We start from the raw sequence: 13565 nt of genomic DNA, 5'->3' as shown, positions 1-13565 counted from the left end.
GCACTGGTAACGATTTGAACGATAGTCAGTCCCGGTCGGGGCCGGTCGGTCCCGGCCGGTCGCGCGGTCAGCCGTTCTGGGCGCCGGAGCCGCCACCGCCGGTCAGCGCGCTCAACTGCTTCCACTCGTCCCAGGACTTGTTCCACTCGCCGTAGCCGTTGCCGATCGGCGCGTTGCCCTTCGAGCCGCTGCCGACCACCTCGAACGGGTCGCCGACCTGTACCTGCGCGTAGAAGTCCGCGGCGTTGGCGTCGCTCATGCCCACGCAGCCGGAACTGCTGTTGGCACGGCCGAAGTTGCCGGTGTTCCACGGCGCGGCGTGCACGTACATGCCCGACCAGGTCAGGCGCATCGAGTAGTCCACCATCTTGTCGTAGGAGTCGCCGAGGCCCACCGTCTGGGAGTCCATCCGGATGGTGCCCTCCTTCGACATCAGCACCATCTTCCCGGACCAGGAGGCCTTCTGGCCGCCCGGTGTACCCGCGGAAATGGGGATCGTCTTGACCACCTGGCCGTCCTCGGTCACCGACATCTTCTTCGAGTCGAGGCTGACCTCCATCCGACGGTCCTTGCCGATCTTGAACTCGGTGTTGTAGTCACGGGCGAACAGCCCGCCGCCCTGGCCCGAGTCCACACCGTTGAGGTTCATGTCGACCTTCACGTCGGTGCCCGGCTTCCAGTACTCCTTCGGCCGCCAGTCCACCCGGTCCTTGCCGGAGTAGTCCTTGAACCAGCCCCAGGAGCCCTCGGTGTTGTTCGAGGTGGTGACCTTCAGCTGCTTCTCGACCTCGGCCTTGTTCTTCACCGGGTTGTCGAAGACGAGCGAGACCGGCATGCCGATGCCCACCGTGCTGCCCTTGGGCAGGTTGATCGAGACCTTGTTCACCTTGTCGGCGGCGCCGGTCTTGAACTGGGCGGCCGCGCTCTGGCTGTCGGTGTTCTGCGCCTCGACCTTGTAATCGGTGCCCGGAGAGGCATTGCGCTGAGAGGTCCAGGTCTTGCCGTCGGAGGATATCTGCCCCGCCAGCTCCCCGCCCTTGGCGTCCGTCACCTTCACCAGCGCCAGCTTGCCGTCGGCGATCGACACCTTCACCGGCTCGCCCGCCTTGACCTGATCACCCGTGAGGTTCACGGATATCGCCATGTCGGACTTCTTCTTCAGCTCCGACTTGGCGTCGCCCGCCGCGGTGCCCGAATCGCCGCCGCCGCAGGCGGTCAGAGCGGCGGCCAGAAGTGCGGTGCCCGCCACCAGGACATGACGGCTCCGACGGCGCGGCAGGGCGGTACGGCGTGTGCGGCTCAACGAAAACCCCTCCAAGTAACGATCGTTCGCACATGTAGATGCGGACGGTACGACTCTAGGTTCCGAAATCCGGGGAAAAGATCGGCCTTTCGGTTGTGACGTGGACCGCAGCGAAACGGTCATCGTCCGGTCACAATCGCCGCGCACACCGGTCATGGACGGCTGTGAGAGTCCTGTGCATCCCCCTGCCGGACGTACAGGAAGGTCGATCAGCGTGTGCGCACTGCTCGTGACCCCCGCCCCCCAGCACCAGGACCAGGAGCTGAAGGTGCGTTCCCTGTCCGTCCCGGAATACCAGGATTTCCTGTCACGGCACGGGCGGGCGAGTTTCCTCCAGTACCCGTCATGGGCCCGCGTAAAGGACCTTTGGCGCTCCGAAAGAGTCGGATGGCACTCCCCGGACGGTGAAATGGCCGGGGGCGCGCTCGTTCTCTACCGCCAATTCCCGGGCACCCGCAAATACTTCGCCTACCTCCCCGAAGGGCCCGTGGTCGACTGGGCCGACCCGCACATCGACCAGTGGCTGACCCCGCTCATGCGCCACCTGAAGTCCGCCGGGGCCTTCGCCGTGCGCATCGGCCCCACCCCCGCCTACCGGCGCTGGGACGCGGCCGCCGTCAAGGCCGGCACCGGACCGGGCCGCCAGCTGTCCGACGTACTGGCCACCGAGGTCGACCCCGTGGGCGCCGCCCTCGCCGACCGGCTGCGCACCCGCGGCTGGAAGCGGTGCGGCGGTGAGGACGACGGCGACGCCCAGCCCCGCCACGTCTTCCGCGTACCACTGGCCGGCCGCACCCTCGAGGACCTGTGGTCCGGCCTGAACCAGGAGTGGCGGCGCAATGTGCGCAAGGCCACAAAGGCGGGCGTCGAGACGGTCGTCGCCACCGCCGCCGACCTGCCCGAGTTCTACCGGCTGCTGCGCATCACCGAGGAGCGCGACGGCTTCCGGCTCGGCCGCTCGCTGCTGTACTACCAGAAGCAGTACGAGGCCCTCAACGCCGAGGAGCCCGGCCGGATGCGGCTCTACCTGGGCGTGCACCAGGGCGAGATCCTCGCCGCCCACACCATGATCGTGGCCGGGAGCCGGGTCTGGTACCAGACCGGCGCCTCCGCCGACCACCGCCGCGACGTCCGGCCCAGCAACGCCCTGCAGTGGCGGATGATGTGCGACGCCCACGCACTCGGCGCCGACGAATACGACATGCGCGGGGTACCCTCCACCCTCGACCCCGGCGAACGTTCCTTCGGGCTGCTGCGCTGGAAGCTCGGCACCGGCGGACAGGTCGTCGAAACGCTCGGCGAGTGGGAGACCCCGATGGACGGATACACCAACACGGCGCTCTACAAGGCATTCCAGGCGTACCTGGCCCGCCGGTGACCACGACCGACCCCAGACCGGCCGAGGCAGGTACGCCGGGCCCGCCGGCCGCACAGGGCGCAGCACCAGGCGCAGCACCGAAGAAGACCTCGGTGCTGCGCAGTGGCGCGCTCATGGCGGCCGGCTCGATCGTCTCCCGCGCCACCGGCTTCGTCCGCTCCGCCGTCGTCGTCGCGGCGCTGGGCACCGGACTGCTCGGCGACAGCTACGCCGTCGCCAACACCGTCCCGAACATCCTGTACATGCTGCTCATCGGCGGCGCGCTCAACGCCGTCTTCGTGCCCGAGCTGGTCAAGGCCGCCCGGGAACACAGGGACGGCGGGGCCGCCTACACCGACCGGCTGCTGACCGCCTGCACCGCGGCGCTCGTCGTGCTGACCGCCGTCGCCGTGCTGGCCGCGCCGCTGATCGTCGCCGCGTACACGCCCTACACCGGGACCCAGGCGAGCACGACCGTCGCGCTGGCCCGCTACTGCCTCCCGCAGATCCTCTTCTACGGCCTGTTCACCCTGCTCGGGCAGGTGCTGAACGCCCGCGGCCGGTTCGGCGCGATGATGTGGACCCCGGTCCTCAACAACTTCGTGATCATTGGTGTCTTCGGGCTCTTCCTCTACCTCTCCCACGATGCGGCGGACGGCCTGACGGCCGGCGAGGCCCGCCTCCTCGGCCTCGGCACCACCGCCGGCATCGTCATCCAGGCCCTCGCCCTGATCCCCTCGCTGCGCGCCGCCCGCTTCCGCTGGCGCCCCCGCTTCGACTGGCGCGGCAGCGGCCTCGGCCGCCCGCTGCGCAACGCGGGGTGGCTGGTGATGCTCGTGCTCACCAACCAGTTCGCCTACTGGGTCGTCACCCGGCTCTCCACCGCCACCGGACGGCACGCCGACCTGGCGGGCGTCGCGGGCGGCGCCGGCTACACGGCATACAGCAACGCCTACCAGCTGTGGATCGTCCCGCAGGGCATCATCACCGTCTCCCTGGTCACCGCCCTGATGCCGAGGATGAGCGCGGCCGCCGCGGACGGGGAGCCCGGCGCGCTGCGCAGGGACATCTCGTACGCGCTGCGCTCCAGCGCGGCCCTCGTCGTCCCCGCCGCCGCGCTCTTCGCCGCCCTCGCCCCCTGGGTGATGGGCAGCGTCTTCGAGTACGGGCGCACCGGCGCCGCCGACATCGAGGTCATGGCGGGCATGCTGACCGCCTTCGCGCCCGGCCTGATCGCCTTCTCCGCGCAGTACGTGCTCTCCCGCGGCTTCTACGCGCTGTCCGACACCCGCACCCCCTTCTTCCTGAACCTGGTCATCGCCGGCCTCAACGCCGCGCTCTCGGCCGCCGCGTACGTCCTGCTGCCCCCGCGCTGGGCGGTCACCGGCATGGCCGGGGCGTACTCCGTCGCGCTGTTCGCGGGCGCCGCCGTGACCGCGTACACCCTCGCCCGGCGGCTCGGCCCGCGCCCGGGGACCCGTATCGAACGCCGGGCCACCGCCCTGCGCACCCACGTCCGGCTGCTGATCGCCTGCGTGCCTGCGGCGGCCGTCGGGTACGCTGCGGCGCGCGCCGCCGACGGATGGGGGGACTTCGCCGCCGTCGGGGCGGGAACCATCGTGATCGCCGCCGGCGTCGTCCTTCTCGCCGGGCCGCTGCGCCTGACGGAGATTACCGATCTGCTGGATTCCCTGCGGCGGAAGGCGGGCCGGGGGCCCGCCGAAGACCGGCGTCAAGCGGGAGGAAAGCCATGAAGCACCTTGGGATACTGAGCGGATGCCACGCGTACTGCTGATCGAGGACGACCCTTCCATCCGGGAAGGGGTGGGTCTGGGCCTGCGCCGCCGCGGCCACGAGGTGAGCGCCGCCGAGACCGGCGAGGCGGGACTGGCCCTGATGGGCGCCTTCCACCCCGAGCTGGTCCTGCTCGACCTGATGCTGCCGGGCATGAACGGGGTCCAGGTCTGCCGCCGGATACGCGAGACCAGCCAGGTCCCGATCATCATGCTGACCGCGCGCGGCGACGACTTCGACATAGTCGTCGGCCTGGAGGCCGGCGCCGACGACTACATCGTCAAGCCCGCCCGCACCGAGGTCATCGAGGCCCGGATCAAGGCCGTGCTGCGCCGCCTCACCGACACCTCGGGCAGCCGCCCCGAGGTCGAGTCGCACGGCGAACTCGTCATCGACCGCGCCGGGCTCACCGTCGCCAAGAACGGCGAGCGCATCGCCCTCGCCCCCAGCGAGATCAAGCTCCTGCTGCACCTGTCGGCCTCGCCCGAGCAGGTCTTCTCCCGCCAGCAGCTCCTGGAGTACGTGTGGGAGCACAGTTACCACGCCGACGCCCGGCTCGTGGACGCCTGTGTCCGCCGGCTGCGCCACAAGGTCGAGGACCCCGACGCCGCCCCGCGCTACATCCAGACCGTGCGCGGCTTCGGCTACCGCTTCGGTCCGCTGTAAGGGGCCGGGCGGTGAGACGCATGACACCCCTGGGGCTGCGGACCCGGCTGATCGCGGCCTTCCTGCTGGTCGCCGCGATCAGCGCGGTGACCACGGCCGCCCTCACCTACCAGCAGGCACGCACCGCGATCCTCAAGCAGAGCCAGGACACCGCCGTCAGCACCCTGCGCGACCAGGTCGAACAGCAGGCCATCCACCTGCCCCTGGACCAGCAGGAGCTGAAGCGCATCGTCGTCGACCTCGCCAAGCGCGGCAAACCGCACCCGTGGAACGTCTTCGCCGAGTACGGCACCCTGCGGGTCTCCTCCAACTTCTCCCAGCCCACCTCCACCGTGATCACCGACGACCTCCGCGAGAAGGTGCGCAAGAACCAGCACGGCGCCTTCCAGCGCGTAGAGGACCGCGTCGGCACCCCGTACCTCACCGTCGGCGTCGCGGCCGTCTTCACCCACGCGGGGGTGAGCGAGCCCACCGGGGCCCTCTTCTTCGCCAGCATGCCCCTGATCGAGGAGAACCGGACCGTCCAGGCCATGGTCGACGCCGCCCAACAGGGCGCCGTGCCCGGCCTGGCGATCGCCGTCATCCCGGCCCTGCTGGCCGCGCGCAGCGTGCTGCGCCCGGTACGGGACATGCGCCGGGCCGCCCAGCGGCTGGGCCGCGGCCGCCTCGACACCCGCATCGAGGTCAAGGGCTCCGACGAACTCGCCGGACTCGCCCGCACCTTCAACGAGACGGCCCGCGCCCTCGAACAGTCGGTCAGCGAGCTCCGGGAGGCGGAGGCCCGGGCCCGCCGCTTCGCCTCAGACGTCTCCCACGAACTGCGCACCCCGCTCGCCGGAATGCTCGCCGTCACCGAGGTGCTCGACGAGGACGCCGAGTGCCTCGACCTCGACCCCGACACCGCCAAGGCCCTGCGCCTGATCAGCGCCGAGACGGGCAAGCTCGCCGTACTCGTCGAGGACCTCATGGAGATCTCCCGCTTCGACGCCCGCGCCGCCGAACTGAACCTCGACGAGGTGGACATCGCCGAGGCCGTGGGCAAGACCCTGGAACGCCGGCACTGGGACGACGACCGCGTCGTCACCGACCTGCCGCACGGGGTCCGCGCCCGGCTCGACCCGCGCCGCTTCGACGTGGTCCTCGCCAACCTCGTCGGCAACGCCCTGCGGCACGGCAGCGCCCCGGTGCGGATCACCGTACGGACCGGACCGCACCCGGCCGGCGAGCGGCTGATCGTCGAGGTCGCCGACAGCGGGCCCGGTATCGCCCCCGAGGCGCTGCCGCACATCTTCGACCGCTTCTTCAAGGCCGACGCGGCCCGCACCCGCTCCGCGGGCAGCGGCCTCGGGCTCGCCATCACCCTGGAGAACGTACGCCTGCACGGCGGCACCCTGCGCGCCGCGGGCGGCCCCGCCCAGGGCGCCGCCGGGGGAGCGGTCTTCACCGTCGACATGCCCTTGGAGGCCCGCGCATGACCCGGGCGAAGACGGTGACCACCGCCGCGGCAGCCGCTCTGGCCGGCGTGCTGCTGGCCGGGTGCGGGATCAAGTCCACCGGGGTGATCGACAGCGGCGATGCCGCGCAGGTGCAGGTACCGGGCGCCGCCAGCGGTCCCGTCCTCTACTTCGTCTCCGCGGACGGCGACCGGCTGGTCCCGTACCCGCTACTGGCGGGGGTGGACTCCTCCCAGCTCGTGAAGGCGCTGCTGGTCGGCCCCAGCAGCACGGCACGCGAGTCGGGAATCACCACCGCGCTGCCCTCGCCGGGCGACCTGAACCCGGATGCGCTGGTGATCGAGTACTCGCCGACCGACGGGGTGACGGTCAGGCTGCCCTTCGCCGTGGGCCGCCTGTCCGAGCTGGCCCGCCGCCAAGTGGTGTGCACCCTGGCCTTCGCCATCGTCCCGGGCACCGTCAGCCCCGTCACCGTGACGGGCACCGACACCAGCCTCGGCCCCGCCCAGTGCGACCTCAAGGGCTGAAGGTGCTCTTGCCGCCGGGGCCCGGCACCGTCACGGTGGCCCCATGGACCACGCCGCGGACGTCCCTGACGTCTCCGATGCCCCCGACGTCTTCGACCCCCGGCTCTACGCCGAGGGTGTCCCCCACGCGCGCTACCGTCTGCTGCGCGACACCCGCCCTGTGGCCTGGCAGGCGGAGCCGGAGGTCCTGGGCTGGCCCGCCGGCCCCGGTTTCTGGGCCGTCACCCGCCACGCCGACGTCGTACGGGTCCTGCGCGACCACCAGACGTACTCCTCCTGGCTCGGCGCCACCCAGATCCGCGACCCCGACCCCGCCGACCTGCCGTTCCTGCGGCGCACCATGCTCAACCAGGACCCCGGCGGGGCCGGCGCGGACCACGGGCGGCTGCGCCGGCTCGTCTCCCGCGCCTTCACCCCGGCGCGCGTGGACGCCTTCGCGGGCCGAATCCGCGAGCGGGCCCGTACGCTGCTGCGCGCCGCCCGCGACGGGGCCGGGGACGGGACCTGCGACCTGGTGCGCGCCGTCACCGACGAGTACGCGCTGCTGAACCTCACCGACCTGCTGGGCATCCCGGCCGCCGACCGGGGGCTGCTGCTGGACTGGACCGTGCGGGTCATCGGCTATCAGGACCCCGAGGACGCGCCGGCGCCGCCGGCCGGCCCCGACGGCAAGCCCTTGAACCCGCGTTCACCGGCGCTGCTGGGCGAGATGTTCGGGTACGCCCGGGAGCTGGCCGCGCACAAGCGCGCCCGTCCCGGCGAGGACGTGATGACCGCCCTGGCGCTGGCCCCGCTGGAGCCGGCCGAGCTGGAGATGTTCTTCTTCCTGCTCACCGTCGCCGGCAACGACACCGTACGCAGCGCCGCGCCCGGGGGCCTGCTCGCGCTGGCCCGCGCCCCGGACGCGTACCGTCAGCTCGCCGGCGGCCGGGTCCCGGTGGAGCGGGCCGTGGAGGAACTCCTGCGCGTCCACCCGCCGGTGCTCAGCTTCCGCCGCACGGCTGCCGCCGACACCGAGCTGGCCGGGCAGCGGATCCGGGCCGGGGACAAGGTGGTGGTCTTCCACGCCTCCGCCAACCACGACGAGCGCGTCTTCTCCGACCCCGGACACCTGGACCTGGGCCGCGCGCCCAACCCGCACGTCTCCTTCGGCGACGGCCCGCACGTCTGCCTCGGCGCCCACTTCGCCCGGCTCCAGCTGCGCACCCTCTACGAGGAGTGGCGCACCACCATGCCGGCGCCCGAACTGACGGGGGATCCGCGCCGGTTGGTCTCGAACTTCATCAACGGGATCACGCGTCTGCCGGTACGGGTGTCCGGGCCGCCCGCGTGACGTCCGCGACCAGTTCCGTCACGTCCGGGCCGTAGGCATCGGAGTTGATCACCTTGAGCACGACGCAGAAGGAGTCGTTCGCGTACGTGCGGGCGAGGCGCACGTGATGGCGGGCCAGGTAACGCGCCGCGGCCTGGTTGCTGTTGGCGGTCTGGCCCGACAGCAGGAACACCGGGCGGGTCCGCGGGCCCGCCGTCAGCCGGGCCAGCAGCACGTACTCGACCGTGCCCTTCTGCCAGCGGTACGTCTCCCCGCCGACGTTGATCGACCCGCGGTCCGGGCCGGACTCGGTCGAGAGGTCCACCCGCACCCCCGGGAGCATGGACATCAGGTGCGCCGTCGTACGGGCGTTGGAGACGGGCCCGCCGACGCAGAACTCGGCGCGCTCGCCGAAGCCCTGGCGGGCCGCGTCGTGCGTGACGATCTGTACGTTCGCCCCGCAGTCCTTGATCAGTGAAGATATCTCCAGCAGCGCGAAGGCGTCGTTGCGGTGCAGCGACGAATCGGTTCCGCCCATCTGCCGGTTGACCACGAACAGGCAGTCAGAGCCGTTCGGAAGCCCGAAGAAGGCCTGTTTGCGGCGCAGCGCGCGGCGCCAGAGGTAGGTCCGCGCGAACCACCCGAATCCACCGCTGATGGCCGTCGCCACCACCCCGAGCACGATGTTGCGCACGTCGTCGTCCATGCGGCGGATGGTAGCCGTCGGGCGGCTTTCCTGACGCGGGGGGTGCGGTGAAGTTACGCTGCGCTTCCCAGGCCTGACCGGCCGTCGACTGGAGGAACCGGATGCGTGGTCCCGCCGCACGTCAGTTAGCGCTCGTCGCCCTCGCCGGGGCGCTCGTCTCCACCGGAGCCGCAGCCCCGCCCCCGGCCGCGACCGCCCCGGCCAAGGCGCCGGTCGCCGTCGGCTACGGCGGAGCCGTCGCCAGTGTCGACGCCGACGCCAGCGCGGCCGGCGTCGCCGTCCTGCGCTCGGGCGGCAACGCGGTGGACGCCGCCGTCGCGACGGCCGCCGCGCTCGGGGTCACCGAGCCCTACTCCGCCGGGATCGGCGGAGGCGGCTACTTCGTCTACTACGACGCCAAGTCCCGCCGGGTGCAGACCATCGACGGCCGGGAGACCGCCCCCGCGACGGCCACCGCCACCCTCTTCCAGGAGAACGGCGTCCCCATCCCGTTCGCCGAGGGGCAGACCAGCGGCCGCTCCGTCGGCGTTCCCGGCACCCCGGCCACCTGGCAGAGCGCCCTCGACTCCTGGGGCACCCGCCCGCTGGGCGCGCTCCTCAAGCCCGCCGAGAAACTGGCCCGTGACGGCTTCACCGTCGACACCACCTTCCGGGCCCAGACGCAGCTCAACGAGGACCGGTTCAAGGACTTCCCGGCCACGGCGGAGCTGTTCCTGCCGGGCGGCGCCCTGCCGGTCGTCGGCTCGACCTTCAAGAACCCCGACCTGGCCGCCACTTACGCCGAGCTCGGACGCAAGGGCCCCGCCGCGATCTACCGCGGACCGATCGCCGGTGAGATCGTCGGCGCCGTCCGCAAGCCCCCGGTGAACCCCGCCGCCACCCGCATCGTGCGGCCCGGCGACCTGACCGCCGCGGACCTGCGCGCGTACGAGACCAAGCGGCAGGCACCGACCCGGGTGGGCTACCGGGGCCTGGACGTGTACAGCATGGCGCCGTCCTCCTCGGGGGGCACCACCGTCGGGGAGGCGCTGAACATCCTGGAGCGCACCGACCTCTCGAAGCTGTCCGAGACGCAGTACCTGCACCGCTTCATCGAGGCCTCGCGGATCTCCTTCGCCGACCGCGGACGCTGGGTCGGCGACCCGGCCGCCGAATCCGTCCCGACCCGGGAACTGCTCTCGCAGCGGTACGCCGACACGCGCGGCTGCCTCATCGACCCGGCCCGCGCCCTGACCAGCCCGCTGGCGCCCGGGAACCCGCGCGACCCGGCGCCCTGCGCGAACACGGGGCAGGTGGCCCCGACCACGTACGAAGGGGAGAACACCACGCACCTGACGGTGGCCGACCGCTGGGGCAACGTGGTCTCGTACACCCTGACCATCGAGTCCACCGGCGGCAGCGCGATCACCGTCCCGGGGCGCGGCTTCCTGCTCAACAACGAACTGACCGACTTCTCCTTCGCCCCGGCCGCGCCCGGCGTCCCGGACCCGAACCTGCCCGGCCCCGGCAAGAGGCCGCGCTCGTCCATGTCCCCGACCATCGTGCTGGAGGACGGGCGTCCGGTCCTGGCGGTGGGCTCCCCGGGCGGCGCGACCATCATCACCACCGTGCTCCAGACCCTGCTGGGGCACCTGGACCGGGGCCTGCCGCTGGCCGACGCCATCGCCGCGCCGCGGGCCAGCCAGCGCAACCAGACCACGACGGAGCTGGAGCCGGGCCTGTGGAACAGCCCGCTGCGCACCGAACTGGAGGCCCTGGGCCAGGGCTTCCGCCCGAACCCGGAGATCGGCGCGGCCACCGGCGTGCAACGCCTCCCGGACGGGCGCTGGCTCGCCGCCGCCGAACCCACCCGTCGCGGCGGCGGCTCGGCGATGGTGGTCCACCCCCACGGCAAACCGTGACCGGCCCGCTCTTCAGGGGGCGGTGAGGATGCGCGGGCCCGTGGGGGTGATGGCCACCGTGTGCTCGGCGTGGGCGGCGCGGGTGCCGTCCGTGGTGCGCAGGGTCCAGCCGTCGGCGTCGCAGGTGTAGTCGTCCGTGCCGCCCGCGATCAGCATCGGCTCGATCGCCAGGACCATGCCGGGGCGCAGCTTCATGCCGCGCCCCGGCGGGCCCTCGTTGGGGACGCCCGGGTCCTCGTGCATGGTGCGGCCGACGCCGTGGCCGCCGAAGCCGTCCGGGATGCCGTAGCCGGAGGCGCGGCAGACGCTGCCGATGGCGTGGGCGATGTCGCCGATGCGGTTGCCGGGCACGGCCGCGGCGATACCGGCCGCGAGGGCGGCCTCGGCGGTCTCGATCAGCCGCAGATCGGCCGGGCGGGCCCGGCCGACGGTGAAGCTGACGGCGGCGTCGCCGACCCAGCCCCCGAGCTTCGCCCCGAAGTCGACGCTGACCAGGTCGCCGTCGCGCAGCCGGTAGCCGTCGGGGATGCCGTGCACGATCGCGTCGTTGACCGAGGCGCAGATCACCGCGGGGAAGGGCACCGGCGCGAACCGCGGCCGGTAGCCGAGGAAGGGGGAGGACGCCCCGGCCTCGCGCAGCACCGCGCGGGCCGCCCCGTCCAGTTCCAGCAGGCTGACCCCGACCCGCGCCTGCTCCCGTACGGCGGCCAGCGCGTGGGCGACCACCCGGCCGGCGGCGCGCATCTCGTCGATCGACTGTTCCGTCTTCAGTTCCACCATGCCAATAACTATACCGGTATAACTTTACCGGGATAGTTATTGGGGTCCCGAGGTAGGATGGCGGCATGGTCCGCACCCCCCTGACCCCCCAAGAGCGCGAGCGCGGCGAGCGGCTCGGCGCCCTGCTCCGCGAGGCCCGCGGCGGCCGCAGCATGGTCGAGGTCGCGGCCAGCGCCGGGCTCTCCGCCGAGACCCTGCGCAAGATCGAGACCGGTCGGGCCCCGACCCCGGCCTTCTTCACCGTCGCCGCCCTCGCCGGAGCCCTCGGACTCTCGCTGGACGACGTCATGCGCCGCTGCGCCTTCGTGCCGGCCTGAGGGGCCTGCCGAGGGCCGCCAGGGCGGGCCCAGGCCTGCCGTTCGGGCGGGCCCGCAGGCCGAACGGCCCAATGAGCGGTGGGAGCGGCGGGGCGCGGGGCAAGCGTGAAGGCGTGTCAGACAAGAACGCATCGAAGCGACTCTGTCTCGGGATCCTCGGCGCACTCCTCGCGGGCGGCCTGCTGCTCGCGTCCTGCGCCGCCCCCGAAGGGCGGGCCCGTGCCAAGACCCCGGCCGACGTGGTCTTCCGTCACCCCCGTGAGCGGATGCCCGCGGCGGGCAAGGAGCCGTAGGGCCCGGCCCGCCGAGCGCTCCTGAAGAGCCGGTACGCCTCCCTCGACCACACACCGCGCACCCGCCGACGTGAGGCCACCGCCTAGGCTCGGCGGCATGACGCTTGAGGAGCTCGGCAAGGCGCGGTACGTCAGTCTCACCACCTTCCGCAAGGACGGCACACCGGTGGCCACACCGGTGTGGGCCGCGGCGGAGGGCGGTGAGCTGTACCTGTGGACGCGCAGCGATTCGTGGAAGGTCAAGCGGATCCGCAACAACGGGCGGGTCACCGTCGCCCCCTGCGATGCGCGGGGGCGGCTGGTGGAGGGGGCGCCGGTGGAGGCGGGGGAGGCCCGGCTGCTGGACGAGGCGGGGCTGCGCCGGGTGCGGCGGCTCTTGCTGCGCAAGTACACCTGGCAGTTCTGGTTGGTGGACGTCCCGGCCACGGTGGTCCGGCTGGGGAAGCGACCGCACACCGCGATCGGCGTCGTGCTCGCCGTCAAGCTTTGAGATTCCCGTAGCCCGCCCGTAACACGGATGGGATCGAATGCGGGCATGGAGACGGCGACCTCGCTGGTGATCGGTCAACTCGCTGGCTATATGCAGGGATTGACGCAGAGACTGGATCCCGGGACGGGCTGGTACGGGGAATTCCTGCGCCGGGACCCGGAGGGGATGCGGGCCTGCCTGGACGGGGCCGCGATGCCGCCGTGGGACGTGCTGGAGTCGCTGCTCGGGGATCTGGCGGCCGTGCGGGGCGCGGAGTTCGCGCAGCGGGAGGCGCGGCACGCGGCCCGGCTGCGCGCCGCCGCCGTCGTGGTGTGGGACCGGCTGCCGGGCGGGGTCGAAGAGCTGCGGACCCTGCTCGACGCGGCCGCCGCGCAGCGGGCCGCCTCGGAGACGGCCTTACGCGTCCTGTCGGCGGAGCTCGCGGAGACGGCCGACCCGGAGCAGGCCGACGCGGTGGCCCGGGAGCTGTCCTGGACCCGGGACGACGCCCTGCGCGCGGCCGCCCGCCACCAGGACCTCTCGGCCCGCCTGGCCACGGCCCAGGCGGCGCCCCCCACCGCCGGCCCCCTGCCGGGCGTCCCGCGCCAACGGCCCGGGCGGCCAGGGGCGGCGGCCCCGAGCCCGACGGACCCGGCGGCGGCCCCGGCGGCGGCCCCGAGCCCGAA

General features: G+C 72.6%; 13 protein-coding genes and 1 pseudogene. 11 read left to right on the top strand and 3 right to left on the bottom strand.

Going from position 1 to position 13565, the window contains the following annotated elements; translation table 11 throughout:
- Positions 1–67 precede the first annotated feature (67 nt).
- Positions 68–1303 (bottom strand): Ig-like domain-containing protein, encoded by a 1236-nt coding sequence (locus ACFWB8_RS02505; RefSeq protein WP_385221343.1) that lies wholly within the window; start codon positions 1301–1303, stop codon positions 68–70.
- A gap of 214 nt (positions 1304–1517) precedes the next feature.
- On the opposite strand from ACFWB8_RS02505, the gene ACFWB8_RS02500 reads away from it, so the two are divergent.
- The 6 genes from ACFWB8_RS02500 (at position 1518) to ACFWB8_RS02475 (ending at position 8434) form a co-directional block, all read left to right on the top strand.
- On the top strand, positions 1518–2681 hold the full coding sequence (locus ACFWB8_RS02500) for a lipid II:glycine glycyltransferase FemX (protein ID WP_385221340.1): 1164 nt from the start codon (positions 1518–1520) through the stop codon (positions 2679–2681).
- A gap of 92 nt (positions 2682–2773) precedes the next feature.
- Positions 2774–4414, top strand: coding sequence for a murein biosynthesis integral membrane protein MurJ (murJ, locus tag ACFWB8_RS02495; RefSeq protein WP_385221337.1), 1641 nt, complete (start codon positions 2774–2776; stop codon positions 4412–4414).
- 22 nt (positions 4415–4436) lie between these two features.
- A complete protein-coding gene (locus ACFWB8_RS02490) occupies positions 4437–5120 on the top strand; it encodes a response regulator (RefSeq protein WP_385221335.1) in 684 nt (227 codons plus the stop codon).
- Between the two features lie 20 nt (positions 5121–5140).
- Positions 5141–6595 carry an ATP-binding protein gene (locus ACFWB8_RS02485; protein ID WP_385221641.1) on the top strand — a complete coding sequence of 485 codons (1455 nt, stop codon included), beginning with the start codon at positions 5141–5143 and terminating at the stop codon, positions 6593–6595.
- Positions 6592–7101: a GerMN domain-containing protein gene (locus tag ACFWB8_RS02480; RefSeq protein WP_385221332.1), complete on the top strand. Its 510-nt coding sequence runs from the start codon at positions 6592–6594 to the stop codon at positions 7099–7101. The genes ACFWB8_RS02485 and ACFWB8_RS02480 overlap by 4 nt, the downstream gene beginning before the upstream one ends.
- Positions 7102–7144: 43 nt before the next feature.
- Positions 7145–8434, top strand: a complete 1290-nt coding sequence (locus ACFWB8_RS02475; RefSeq protein ID WP_385221329.1) for a cytochrome P450 — start codon at positions 7145–7147, stop codon at positions 8432–8434.
- Here ACFWB8_RS02475 and ACFWB8_RS02470 read toward each other — a convergent pair.
- Positions 8394–9119, bottom strand: coding sequence for a hypothetical protein (locus ACFWB8_RS02470; RefSeq protein ID WP_385221325.1), 726 nt, complete (start codon positions 9117–9119; stop codon positions 8394–8396). The two genes, ACFWB8_RS02475 and ACFWB8_RS02470, sit on opposite strands and share 41 nt — an antisense overlap.
- A 101-nt stretch (positions 9120–9220) precedes the next feature.
- Here ACFWB8_RS02470 and ggt point away from each other — a divergent pair, with 101 nt between their 5' ends.
- Positions 9221–11020, top strand: a complete 1800-nt coding sequence (ggt, locus tag ACFWB8_RS02465) for a gamma-glutamyltransferase (RefSeq protein WP_385221322.1) — start codon at positions 9221–9223, stop codon at positions 11018–11020.
- A 12-nt stretch (positions 11021–11032) separates the two neighbouring features.
- Here ggt and map read toward each other — a convergent pair whose 3' ends face one another.
- The gene (map, locus tag ACFWB8_RS02460; RefSeq protein ID WP_385221319.1) at positions 11033–11800 is read right to left on the bottom strand and encodes a type I methionyl aminopeptidase; all 768 of its coding nucleotides are present in this window, start codon (positions 11798–11800) and stop codon (positions 11033–11035) included.
- 65 nt (positions 11801–11865) lie between these two features.
- On the opposite strand from map, the gene ACFWB8_RS02455 reads away from it, so the two are divergent.
- The 4 genes and pseudogenes from ACFWB8_RS02455 to ACFWB8_RS02440 all read left to right on the top strand — a co-directional run.
- The gene (locus ACFWB8_RS02455) at positions 11866–12117 is read left to right on the top strand and encodes a helix-turn-helix domain-containing protein (RefSeq protein WP_385221316.1); all 252 of its coding nucleotides are present in this window, start codon (positions 11866–11868) and stop codon (positions 12115–12117) included.
- Between the two features lie 113 nt (positions 12118–12230).
- Positions 12231–12410 carry a hypothetical protein gene (locus tag ACFWB8_RS02450; protein WP_385221313.1) on the top strand — a complete coding sequence of 60 codons (180 nt, stop codon included), beginning with the start codon at positions 12231–12233 and terminating at the stop codon, positions 12408–12410.
- 97 nt (positions 12411–12507) lie between these two features.
- A complete protein-coding gene (locus tag ACFWB8_RS02445) occupies positions 12508–12900 on the top strand; it encodes a PPOX class F420-dependent oxidoreductase (RefSeq protein WP_385221310.1) in 393 nt (130 codons plus the stop codon).
- A gap of 99 nt (positions 12901–12999) precedes the next feature.
- A pseudogene (locus tag ACFWB8_RS02440) lies at positions 13000–13565 on the top strand (hypothetical protein); the annotation flags it as partial.

The sequence above is a fragment of the Streptomyces sp. NPDC060031 genome (assembly GCF_042736805.1).
Classification (GTDB): Bacteria; Actinomycetota; Actinomycetes; order Streptomycetales; family Streptomycetaceae; genus Streptomyces.
This window is presented reverse-complemented; position numbering and strand designations above follow the sequence as displayed.

Bases quoted from the DNA above. Each gene is read 5' to 3' on its own strand.
- ACFWB8_RS02480 (WP_385221332.1), top strand. From the start codon at position 6,592: ATGACCCGGGCGAAGACGGTGACCACCGCCGCGGCAGCCGCTCTGGCC.
- map (WP_385221319.1), bottom strand. From the start codon at position 11,800: ATGGTGGAACTGAAGACGGAACAGTCGATCGACGAGATGCGCGCCGCC.
- ggt (WP_385221322.1), top strand. From the start codon at position 9,221: ATGCGTGGTCCCGCCGCACGTCAGTTAGCGCTCGTCGCCCTCGCCGGG.
- ACFWB8_RS02455 (WP_385221316.1), top strand. From the start codon at position 11,866: ATGGTCCGCACCCCCCTGACCCCCCAAGAGCGCGAGCGCGGCGAGCGG.
- ACFWB8_RS02475 (WP_385221329.1), top strand. From the start codon at position 7,145: ATGGACCACGCCGCGGACGTCCCTGACGTCTCCGATGCCCCCGACGTC.
- ACFWB8_RS02485 (WP_385221641.1), top strand. From the start codon at position 5,141: ATGACACCCCTGGGGCTGCGGACCCGGCTGATCGCGGCCTTCCTGCTG.
- ACFWB8_RS02470 (WP_385221325.1), bottom strand. From the start codon at position 9,119: ATGGACGACGACGTGCGCAACATCGTGCTCGGGGTGGTGGCGACGGCC.
- ACFWB8_RS02490 (WP_385221335.1), top strand. From the start codon at position 4,437: ATGCCACGCGTACTGCTGATCGAGGACGACCCTTCCATCCGGGAAGGG.
- ACFWB8_RS02445 (WP_385221310.1), top strand. From the start codon at position 12,508: ATGACGCTTGAGGAGCTCGGCAAGGCGCGGTACGTCAGTCTCACCACC.